The sequence below is a fragment of the Aliterella sp. E5.1 genome (genome assembly GCF_057473825.1).
On the sequence record NZ_JBYCCV010000114.1, the window covers coordinates 1 to 11020 of the forward strand.

13 protein-coding genes are annotated in these 11020 nt (G+C 42.2%); 8 read left to right on the forward strand and 5 right to left on the reverse strand.

The genetic code is table 11. The features are described 5' to 3' along the window. From AC2VE5_RS21640 to cobT, 6 genes are all read left to right on the forward strand, one after another. The coding region (locus AC2VE5_RS21640; protein ID WP_486889753.1) for a GAF domain-containing sensor histidine kinase at positions 1-1088 on the forward strand (1088 nt) is incomplete at its 5' end. A 158-nt stretch (positions 1089-1246) separates the two neighbouring features. After that, positions 1247-2455 carry an ABC transporter substrate-binding protein gene (locus tag AC2VE5_RS21645; RefSeq protein ID WP_486889754.1) on the forward strand — a complete coding sequence of 403 codons (1209 nt, stop codon included), beginning with the start codon at positions 1247-1249 and terminating at the stop codon, positions 2453-2455. A gap of 7 nt (positions 2456-2462) precedes the next feature. Further along, complete coding sequence (locus AC2VE5_RS21650) at positions 2463-3413, forward strand: branched-chain amino acid ABC transporter permease (protein WP_486889755.1); 951 nt, start codon at positions 2463-2465, stop codon at positions 3411-3413. A 31-nt stretch (positions 3414-3444) separates the two neighbouring features. Further along, complete coding sequence (surE, locus tag AC2VE5_RS21655) at positions 3445-4125, forward strand: 5'/3'-nucleotidase SurE (protein WP_486889756.1); 681 nt, start codon at positions 3445-3447, stop codon at positions 4123-4125. Between the two features lie 69 nt (positions 4126-4194). Beyond that, positions 4195-4887, forward strand: a complete 693-nt coding sequence (locus AC2VE5_RS21660) for a DUF2232 domain-containing protein (protein WP_486889757.1) — start codon at positions 4195-4197, stop codon at positions 4885-4887. 45 nt (positions 4888-4932) lie between these two features. Further along, complete coding sequence (gene cobT / locus AC2VE5_RS21665) at positions 4933-6033, forward strand: nicotinate mononucleotide-dependent phosphoribosyltransferase CobT (protein WP_486889758.1); 1101 nt, start codon at positions 4933-4935, stop codon at positions 6031-6033. Positions 6034-6047: 14 nt separating this feature from the next. Here cobT and AC2VE5_RS21670 read toward each other — a convergent pair whose 3' ends face one another. After that, entirely contained in the window at positions 6048-6419 is a 372-nt protein-coding gene (locus AC2VE5_RS21670; protein WP_486889759.1) for a hypothetical protein, read from the reverse strand. Positions 6420-6845: 426 nt separating this feature from the next. Between AC2VE5_RS21670 and AC2VE5_RS21675 the strand changes: the two genes are divergently transcribed. Then, positions 6846-7475: a phycobiliprotein lyase gene (locus tag AC2VE5_RS21675; protein WP_486889760.1), complete on the forward strand. Its 630-nt coding sequence runs from the start codon at positions 6846-6848 to the stop codon at positions 7473-7475. Between the two features lie 4 nt (positions 7476-7479). Then, positions 7480-8634, forward strand: coding sequence for an extracellular solute-binding protein (locus AC2VE5_RS21680; RefSeq protein WP_486889761.1), 1155 nt, complete (start codon positions 7480-7482; stop codon positions 8632-8634). On the opposite strand, the gene AC2VE5_RS21685 is transcribed toward AC2VE5_RS21680, so the two are convergent. From AC2VE5_RS21685 to AC2VE5_RS21700, 4 genes are all read right to left on the reverse strand, one after another. After that, positions 8631-9188 (reverse strand): hypothetical protein, encoded by a 558-nt coding sequence (locus tag AC2VE5_RS21685; RefSeq protein WP_486889762.1) that lies wholly within the window; start codon positions 9186-9188, stop codon positions 8631-8633. The genes AC2VE5_RS21680 and AC2VE5_RS21685 overlap by 4 nt on opposite strands. A gap of 77 nt (positions 9189-9265) precedes the next feature. Beyond that, positions 9266-9970, reverse strand: a complete 705-nt coding sequence (hpsJ-A, locus tag AC2VE5_RS21690; protein WP_486889763.1) for an HpsJ-like protein, cyanoexosortase A-associated — start codon at positions 9968-9970, stop codon at positions 9266-9268. Between the two features lie 22 nt (positions 9971-9992). Further along, positions 9993-10679 carry a cyanoexosortase A system-associated protein gene (locus tag AC2VE5_RS21695; RefSeq protein ID WP_486889764.1) on the reverse strand — a complete coding sequence of 229 codons (687 nt, stop codon included), beginning with the start codon at positions 10677-10679 and terminating at the stop codon, positions 9993-9995. Then, on the reverse strand, positions 10676-11020 hold a 345-nt coding region (locus AC2VE5_RS21700), incomplete at its 5' end, for an archaeosortase/exosortase family protein (RefSeq protein ID WP_486889765.1). The genes AC2VE5_RS21695 and AC2VE5_RS21700, both read right to left, overlap by 4 nt.

Sequence of the window (11020 nt, forward strand, 5' to 3'; positions counted from 1 at the left end):
CGGGATTTAGTCAAGCCCTAAAAACCCTAGAACCTGTAGTCGTAGACCAAATTGACCATCCTTCTTTTCAGCAGTCATTACTTGTGGTTGCGACTTATTACCAGGGGAAACCAAACGGGCTAATTAGTTTAAGGCAGTGTATGCGTTTACCCTTGCCGCCAAACGATAAAAATGGCTATCAAGCAGCAACTCCTCCACGGCAATGGACGGCAGATGAAGTAGAATTAGTGCGCGAAGTCGCCGAGCAAGTAGGAACAGCGATCGCTCATGCTACTTTATATAAAGAATTAGAAGAAGCTCGTCAACAAGCAGAAGAAGCTTCCCGGCTTAAAAGCGAATTTTTGGCAAATACTTCTCACGAAATTCGCACGCCTTTAAATGGAATGCTTGGCTTTTTAAAGCTAATTTTGGAGGGGATGGCGGACGACCCCCAAGAACAAGAAGAATTTATTAAGGAAGCGTACAGTTCAGCTATCCATCTACTGCATATCCTGAACGATATTTTGGATATTGCTAAGATTGAAGCAGGCAAAATGGAGTTAGAACTTGGGCGAGTCAAGCTAGACGAGTTATTTAGTCATGTAGAGAGCTTCACTAAACCTCAAGCTGAGCAAAAAAACCTCAGCTTTTTAATTCAAAAACCCGATACGGCGGATGAAATTATTGTTTATGGCAACTACAAGCGCCTGCTACAGGTAATGCTAAATTTGGTTAGTAATGCGCTTAAGTTTACTGATGAAGGTGGAATTACGATTAGTGCCGATGTCATCCGCAAAAAAGTAATATTTCAAAACCAAGCACTTCCAGGTATAGTCAAAATTCGCGTTGTCGATACGGGAATTGGCGTATCTCTAGATAAACAAGAAAAGCTATTTCAAACTTTTAGTCAAGTAGATGGTTCATTAACACGTCCCTACGGGGGTACGGGTTTAGGATTAACCATATCTCAAAAACTTGTAGAAGCTATGGGCGGCGAGGTATATTTCTTTAGCATGGGTGAAGGGCTAGGCTCTACAGTAATGTTCACTGTGCCGTTATATCAAGAACCTGTAATGTCGTCCGCACCAGTAGATCATTCTGACGAGTAATAATTAATTTTCTTTTTACCTTAAAAAACTTACATCTAAACAAAATATTTCAATTTGTCAAGGGAAGCAAACAATAGTAGTATTTGTAACAAATTAACCTATGATGAGCCTTTAGAGGCGATCTCAAGTGTAGGTATCGCTACTAATTTAGTTTGACTATGAAAATTAATCTTTGTAATTACAGCTTATTTATTAGTTTCGTTTTACTAATTTCTGGGTGTAATCAAACCCAAAATACAACAAGTACAACTACCCCTACCGCCACATCATCAAGCCCTATTCCCATTGGAGTTGCTGTCGCCCAAACTAGCAATGTAGCTTTACTTGGTCAAGAACAGGTAGCTGGGGTAAAAATTGCGGAAAAATATTTTAATTCTGAAGATGGAATTAATGGTACGCCAATTAAAATAGTATTTCAAGACACCGCAGGAGATGAGGCAGGAACAATTAATGCTTTTCAAGCCTTAATAACCAAAGACAAAGTAGTCGGCATAGTTGGTCCTACCTTATCACAACAAGCTTTTAGTGCTGACCCTATAGCTGAAAGAGCAAAAGTTCCAGTTTTAGGTCCTTCTAATACAGCTAAAGGAATTCCTCAAATTGGTGAGTATATTGCACGAGTTTCCGCTCCAGTTTCTATCGTAGCTCCTAACTCGGTTGCGGCTGCTTTGAAAATTAATCCTCAAATTAAGAAAGTTGCCGTGCTTTACGCCCAAAATGATGCGTTTAGTAAATCGGAGACAGAAATTTTTCAGCAAACTGTTAAAGAAAGAAAATTAGATTTAGTTACTGTCCAAAAATTTCAAACCACTGATACAGATTTTCAGACTCAGGCTACAAATACTATTAAGTTGCAACCTGATTTAGTAATTATTTCTGGCTTAGCGGCAGATGGAGGAAACTTAATTAAGCAGCTAAGAGAACTTGGCTATGAAGGTTTAATTATTGGTGGAAATGGGTTAAATACTTCTAATGTATTTGCTGTTTGCAAGGCACTTTGTGACGGTGTACTTATTGCTCAAGCCTATAGTCCCGAACATTTAGGAGAAATTAATAGTGTTTTTCGCAAGGCTTACCAAGAGCAGTATAAGAAAGAACCACCTCAATTTAGCGCTCAAGCTTTTACGGCAGTTCAAGTGTACGTAGATGCTTTAAAAGCTGTGGATAACAAGACAAAAGTTAGCAGCTTGCCCATTAACCAGTTGCGGAGCGAATTGAACAAGCAGTTATTAGCAGGAAAATATCAAACGCCTTTAGGTGAAATAGCTTTTAGTCCAGAAGGTGAGATTATTCAAAAAGAGTTTTATGTAGCTCAAATTGATATGAGTCCTGATGGAAATAGCGGGAAGTTTGCTTTTATAAAATAGTCTTACTATGGACACAACTGTATTTTTGCAATCATTCTTAAATGGATTGTCTATAGGTAGCGCTTACGCTATTTTTGCTCTGGGTTATACTTTAATATTCTCAATTTTGGGAATTATTAATTTTGCTCACGGAGCAATATTTACCCTTGGCGCTTACTTTACTTATGCCCTAATGGGCAATGCTTTTGGGTTTAGTGGATTGTTGGCAAATGCAGTTTTACCTATACAACTACCTTTTGTTTTGGCATTAATTGCTGGTAGTATACTCGCTGGATTAGTCGGAGTTGCTATCGAGCGTTTAGCTTTCCGTCCTTTGCGCAAAAAAGGCTCTGACCCTTTATTAACGGTTGTTTCTAGCTTGGGTGTAGCAGTCGTAATTGTTAATTTGATTCAGTATTTGGTAGGCGCAGAAAGCTATACTTTTCCGGCAAACACTTACGGCAATTTACCCCCAGCAATAAACTTTGGTAAGGCAACAAATCCGATTCCCATTCGTACCGTCCAGGTAGTAATTTTTGGCGTATCTGTAGTAGTTTTGCTTTTGCTTACCTACTTTATTAATCATACAAAACACGGAAAAGCAATGAGTGCGATCGCAGAAGATGCGACAACAGCTAGTTTACTAGGTATTAACAGCGACTTTTTTATCGTTGTGACTTTCTTTATGAGCAGCTTTTTAGCGGGGCTAGCAGGGACATTAGTAGCTTCTAGCGTTAGTATTTCTGGTCCCTTTTTTGGGATTAATTTTGGCTTAAAAGGTTTAGCTGTAATTGTGCTAGGGGGACTAGGGAGTATTCCCGGCGCGGTATTGGGAGGCTTGTTGATTGGATTAATTGAAGCATTTGTTCCTGCCGACTACTCTGCTTATAAAGATGCGGTTGCCTTTGCGATATTATTTATTATGCTTGTAGTTCGCCCCCAAGGATTGCTAGGACGGCGTTTAATCCAAAAAGTTTGACTTGCAGTTAATCGCCGTCTAGTAAAAAATTATGACTTTGATTTTGACCAACGATGATGGTATAGATGCGCCAGGAATTCGGGCGCTACTCAAAGCTGTAGAGGGAAACAAAGTCTTGATAGCCGCTCCTAGAGACCATCTATCAGGCTGCGGGCACCAAGTTACGACAACTAAAGCGATTAGCGTCCAGCAACGCTCACTTGCAGAGTATGCGATTGCTGGTACTCCCGCCGATTGCACGCGCCTAGCTTTGTCTCACCTATGTCAGGACGCTTCATTTGTGCTTTCTGGGATCAACGCTGGGGGAAACATGGGAGCCGATGTTTATATCTCTGGTACAGTAGCTGCCGTGCGCGAAGCAGCTTTGCAAGGGATTCCAGGAATTGCTGTATCTCATTATCTTAGAGGCAAAAAAAATGTAGATTGGGATACTGCCGCTCGATGGACGGCGGAGGTTTTAGCAAATTTAATGAGTCGCCCTATAGAAGTTGGGACTTATTGGAATGTCAACTTGCCTCACTTAGAACCTGGAGATCCGGATCCTGAAGTTGTTTTTTGTCAGCCATGTACCCAGCCGCTACCAGTAAACTACCGCGTAGAAGAAAACGATTATTATTATGTGGGAGAATATGCCAAACGCGATCGCGTTTCTGGAACCGATGTAGATGTTTGCTTTGCTGGAAAAATTGCCGTAACTTTGCTACGGCTGTAATTTAGGAAAAAGGGCGATCGCACTATTGGGCTAGAGCGAGTAGACTTGAAAAAGTCTTTAATATCATTTATGAGCGATTTTTCCTCCTCTCAAGTTGATCCTCAAGTAAAGCCAAGCAAGTTTACCGAACCGCATTTGCGGGCAGCACCACCCTTAAAAATGGTAGAAACAGCTTTTTTGGCTAGTGCTGCCAGCCTAATTTATTTTATTAATTATTATTTTCCTTTAGGTCCGCTATTACAAATATTTTTCCCCGTACCTATTGCTTTGCTTTATCTGCGTTGGGGCAGTCGCACGGCTTGGATGGGGGCTTTAGTTTCAGGATTGCTGCTTTCGGTACTTATGGGTCCTACTCGCAGTATTGTTTTTGTTGTACCTTATGGCTTGATGGGCGTACTTTTGGGCGCAACTTGGAAACGCCGCTCGCCTTGGATTGTTTCTATTGGTTTAGCAACTTTGTTAGGCGCAGTCGGGGTATTTTTCCGGCTGTGGTTGCTGCTGGTTTTATCGGGAGAAGATGTTTGGGTATATTCCATTACTCAAGTAACAAATTTACTAGAATGGCTATTTCTCAAAGCTGGATTACTAACCCAACCAAGTGTAGTTTTAGTAGAATCACTGGCGATCGCTATAGTATTTCTCAATAATTTTATTTACTTATTCGCCGTCCATCTAGCTGCTTGGTTTTTGCTAGATAGGTTGGGTAATCCTATTCCTCGCCCTCCCCGTTGGGTACAAGTTTTGATGGATTATGAAGAATAACACCGCAGGGGTTGGAGTACAGATTTTTCTTACCTTCTGCTACTTATGATTCGCGTTTACACTCAATTGGAACAAGGGACGCAGTGGTTGCAACGCTATCGGGGTAGCAAACCAGTATTTGCCTGTGTTTTGGGTTTTACGGAAACAGGTTTAATTCCGGGAATTTCTGCAGCAGGTGCAACTCCTCAAGATCGTCAGTATACTTGCCTTGCAGACGCGGAATTTTTGTCCAACGGGGTGCAGTTACACCCCCAATATCCCTTGCCTCCGCTTCATGCTGGTGCTTCTCCAGTATTTATTTCTCGCGCGGTTGTTGCTGCGCTGTCTTTACCAATTTACCTATTTAATGCCGGATTACCCCAGCCGCCTACTGTCCCAACTATAGATTTAGGTGGTACTCCTGCTCAGTGTTTGAGTCAAGGCTGCGCTCTAGAACGAAAAACCGTACAACATTTACTAGAGCAAGGTTTGATTTGGGGTGAAAAGCTGGCGGAAATGACCCCACAGGGATATGTAATTATTGGTGAGTGTGTGGTGGGGGGAACTACTACCGCCCTTGCGGTTTTAACTGGCTTAGGGATTGCTGCCACAGGGAAAGTCAATAGCAGTCACCCTGTTTGCAACCATGCCCAAAAATGGGAAGTAGTGCAATCCGGGTTAATACAAGCAAAATTATTGCTAGGGGCTTTTAGCGATCCATTACAAGTAGTAGCTGCCCTAGGCGACCCCATGCAAATTGTCGTTGCAGGGATGGCAATTGCTGCCAGCCGCCACTGTGGTGTTTTGTTGGCTGGGGGAACGCAAATGCTGGCTGTTTATGCTTTGATTCAAGCTATTGTCAAAGCATACGATTTGGCTTGGCAACCGACCCAAGTTGTTGTTGGTACTACCCGTTGGGTAGCAGAAGATCCTACCGGAAACACTGTTAACCTAGCAGCAGAAATTGGTAGTGTACCGCTACTTGCTACCCAGCTAAGTTTTGCGTCTTCTCGGTACGAACAACTCCGGGCTTACGAAGGAGGATTTGTTAAGGAAGGGATGGGAGCAGGTGGGACTTGCATTGCCGCCAATTTGACTCAAGGTTGGCAGCAAGGAGAAATTCTCCAAGCGATTGAAAGCTTGATCGGCAAATATATAGTTACTTAACTTAAGAATATTTTTTAATGGATTCTTTGAGCGAGTAATTGTTCTTCCAACACCGCAATCCGATTGTAGGCGGCGGTCAATTGGGCTGTCAGCCTGCGGATTTGAATTTCTGGAGTCAATTGTTTTTCCCCAGACTTGTGTGCGTCTTGGGAATTGTTGTCGGTGAGAACATCTTTATGTTCCATCGCTGGTTTATGACTGCTGTAACCTAAGCTTGGGTAGCGTCCGGTTTGTGTGGCGGCTAAAAAGTTATTTCCATCTTGCACGGGGGTCAAACGGCATTCTGACAAAGCATCAGCAACTTGACCATTTAATTGATCGACGACTTGATACAAGGCATCTACTTTTTGACTTAAAGTTGTAACCTGTTTTTGTAATGGCTCCATTTGATCCCCTCATGGTCTATGGCAATCTGCTTTCTTATGCTAAACAATGTTTTGAAAAAGTACAGTTTGCTTATAAAGCATTTAACTATTGCAAACTTTAGTTTTATATCTATACATTAATAGTTACTTCTAAATGAAAGTAACTATTAAAGCTTGGTAGCAAAAACATTCGGTTATTTTAGTTATATTAACTCCTATTGCTAGCCAAAAATAAGCTGCGGAGCAAATTTTTAAGTTTTGGTTATGAAAATATTTTAGCTAAATATCAGCTAGTCAACAAGAAAAGATCCTGATAGTAATATAAGAGCAGTTAACCGCCTAAAAGGTTGTATATTTTCCGAAAAAACTTAGTATGGTAGAGGAGAAAAACTAAAATTTTGAGCAATTAAGTTTTCTATCTGAAAAAAAGAAATTTTGGTCTTAGAAATGTTAAGTTTTGACGAATTTTTTAATACTTGCAGTGGTTTATGGAAAACCGAGCGAATTTATCATTCCTTGCTAGAAGGGCAAATAGAAAGGTCTTATACAGAATTTAGAGTAGAGTTAATTAGTCAAGATCGAAAGCAAGAGATATTAGCCCAATCTACGTTGATCGATTTAGCCGCCGCAAAGTTGATAGAAAAACAAAAATTTCCAGGATTTGCGATCGCCTTTGATACGCGATCGGAAACTGGAGAAACGGTATCGATGAGTTTGCAGGCGTTATTTGTTCCCGATACCTACTTGCCTAGCCAAGCCCTAATTCCCGACCTGCCACCGCCACCACTAAGCGCCCAAATAGCCCTAGAACCAGGATTAATTCAGGGTTTTTACCTGCGAGATCAAGGCTATTCTGAAGCGGGCGCGATTTCTGGAAGGTTTAGCTATCAACCCATACGTCAAGCTTTGGAGATGACAACTTACTATCGGCGTTCGGTAGCTGTCGATCAAATGCGCGTAGTTGCCCCAGACTTAAGAATGCGGACAATTATCACCTATCAGCGCCCGCAACCGGGGGAAATACCAACTAAGATCGATTTAATTGGTTTTGGTGTGGAGCGGCGCTACAGCCCTTAAGTTTATGGATCGCAGGAACTTTTTAATTAAAGCAAGCACAATGGCGCTGTTGCCGTTACTAGCAAGCTGTAACAGTAAAGATAGACAAAGGCTGCAAGTGCAGTTGTTAAAAGGTTCTATCCCTGCTCAGTTGTTGGGGCAATTCCGGGCTAGTTTAAAACAACCTGCGGATTTAGAGTTTACCCCCGTCGAACAGTTGAGCGCTGCCTTTGACCTATTAAAGTCTTGGCATCAACCAAAAGCAGACAAAAATACTAGCCCTTGGCGCTTACCGACGATTCCTTTAATTAATCCATCAGCGCCAGAAGTGGCAGACTTGATGACATTGGGAGACTTTTGGTTGACCGATGCGATCGCTCAAAAACTAATTCAGCCTCTAGAAATTGCCAATTTACCCCAATGGCAAAAGCTACCCCAACGCTATCAAGAACTTGTCCGGCGTAATGACCAAGGCGAACTCGATCCCAAGGGCAAAATTTGGGCTGCACCTTATCGTTGGGGTAACACGGTAATTGCCTATAACCGCGACAAGTTTAAATCTTTGGGGTGGACACCTACAAATTGGAGTGACTTGTGGCGAGAAGAATTAAGAGGTCGCATTTCTTTGCTCAATCAGCCGCGAGAAGTAATTGGCTTAACTTTAAAAAAACTTGGCTATTCTTACAACACCAAAAACTTACAGCAAGTTCCAGAATTAGCCAATCAACTAAAAACTCTCCATCAGCAAGTCAAGTTTTATAGTTCCGATCGATATATGGAACCGCTAATTTTAGGGGACACTTGGTTAGCTGTAGGTTGGTCAACCGATGTTATCCCTGTTATTCAGCGCTATCAAGAAATTGCCGCTATTGTCCCCAGCGCTGGAAGTGCTATTTGGGCAGATGTGTGGGTAAGCCCGCAGAAAAATAGCTCCGATCGCAATTTGACTCAACAATGGATTAATTTTTGTTGGCTACCCCAAAGCCAAAAGCAAATTTCCATCCTAAGCAAAGCTGTAACGCCGATGGCAATTGAAATTAATCCCGCAGATATTCAAGAAGGGTTGAGAAGCTTGTTGTTGGTTGAAGCCCAAACTTTTGCCAAGAGCGAATTTTTACTCCCACTACCCACGGAAACTAAACAGCAGTACGAATCGATGTGGCAAGCAATACAGGTTTAATTGCTAGTCGCTCCAGAACCGCGCACGCTGGCTCTACCCAAAGCGTTAAGATTCGCCATATTGCATAAACGAGGCTGGACGTTGAAGTTGCAAGTATAGGTTGCTAAAAGCTCTTGTTGATAATTGAATACCCGGACGTTGTAACCGTAATCGCGGGCAATATTGCCAAAATTATTGACAAATGTATAACGCTCGACGTAATCTAGCAAGCTCCAAATTTGTCGATTGACAATTAAGTCTATACGAGGCGCTCTGTTGCCTACGGCTGGGTAAGCCAACCAATTGTCTAGCAACTTTCCACCAAACTGCTCTTTTGCCCACCAAATACTAGGAATAGTTAGTTGCTGTTGAGAAATATTAGTGGCAGTAACTACACCATTTTTAGCGGCGGCGTTAGGAGCAAGCAAGCTCAACTCCAAAGGTGCATTAGTGGGTGACGGGACGACGGGGTTTGCCTTAGCCGCAGGGGGTGCTGGCAAGACAAACATCGCCGTGGTGAGGCTAATAGTTAGCAATAGGAGCGATTTTGCTTTAACCAAAACTAGAAGCCGCATAATTTAATAGCTGGTTATATATTCCTATTACTAACTTAACAGCACCGCCTGCGACTTGGCAGCTAACTTAGTAGCTTCTACGCTCTTTGTCGATTTGCTTTGAGCGCTTTATTAGTTTGTCTCCAGACAAGAATAAATATTGTCCCAGAAACCAAAGCACCCAAAACTGATTTAACTGCATTTTTGATCAGCAGTCTTTGAGCATTGGCGCGATTATTTGCCGCTTGGGCTTTCAATTGCCTTTCCCCATCAGCAATTTTTGTAAGTAATTGAGTTTTTAACTGATCGACGTTTTGAGTTGGGATCGTACCCGCTTGGGGATTAAGGCGCGTTAATACGCTTTGAATTTCGGCAGGGGTGGTTGCTTTATTGAGTACCGTTTGCAACTGCTGTAGTTGAGTTGCTTGTTGGGTAACTCTAGTACCAAGTTCTTGAGCGTTTTGCCTGTCGAGCCTCCAGCTAGCATTAATGCCTAAAGGTACTAACAAGAAAAATAATAACCCCGCAACTAAACAAGCCCAGGATAAAAATTTAAAGATTTTTAGGCTTTTTTCGCCAGCAAATACCAGCACCGCTCCTAATAGAGGTACAGGGACTCGCTCAACCAAACTTCTGACCACTTGAAATTCCCACGCGGGGTTCGTAAATAGCGCCGGTATAAAAATATCAATTACGTCAAATAAAGACAAAATTAATAACGCATAACCGACGATCCGAAAAAGAGGAGCGAACCACCATTCATTGTTGTTTGCTTTTGTCACGCGGGCAGAACCTTCAATCACTACAAATCACCTTCACTAAAAATCATTCTTGGGGATAGTTTAAAGTCCACCACTGATACCAAGAAATCCACGCTTTTTCTAACAAGGCATAAGCCGCCTGCGGGGAAGACTTATTTAAGGGTATGGAAAAATGGTTCCATAAGCAACGAGTATCTCGCAGGCTACGCTGACCTAGTAGCCAAGGAATTGTGCGATCGGATAGCAAATCGTAGCGATCACGGTTGTCATTGAATTCTTGCCTAGTCATGGTACTACCACCGCGAGGATTCAAACAGGTAGTTAGATACGCGCGATCTTTGACAACGTACATACTATAACTGCCTATTCCTGGCTGTTGACGGGCAACGAACAACTCATTAGCTCCATCCCCCCCTACAGGACTATAGTTTCTCAAAAACTGCTGGTAGGCGCTATGACTTTCTATTTCATAGACCATTTCAATATCGAGAACGAGGTTATTTTGGCTGTAGCGGTACAGTTTGCCCCGGTCAAAAGGTTTGCCTATAGTTTGACCGTAATTAGTAGTTTTACTAATAAACGGTTCGCTGGCTTGGATTTGCCAGCCCTTTAAAGGTACAGCTTGGGGAAATACAACGGGGGTAAGCTGGCGTTTGCCAATGTTTGGATCTAAAAGTAATTTACCAAGAACTAGAGTAGCACCTGCAAAAATAGATATCAGTAACGGTATGCGTAACTGCTTAGACTTCATGAGTCAGGCAACTCCATTTCGTTGTGACTTTTATCTTCGCCTTGCTTGGTAATTAGGTAACAAAAACAACCAAAAAGTGAAGTACAAATTAAAAAGAAGATCTGCGATCCTGTCCCGGTGTGCCAGTAGTCAAAGGCTTCGGGGTTTGATTGTGCTACCAAAAAAGCCATAAGCGCCACTCTAACAGCATTAACTAAAAAAGCAATGATAATGGCAGCAAGGGGAACAATGATTTTTTTGGTTAGGCTGGTGGGAAACATGACTATAAATAGTATTGCCAACTTCATTAGCTGGGACATAGTTTCCATTCCCGAACAGCCTGGGTATACTTCAATTGCTCC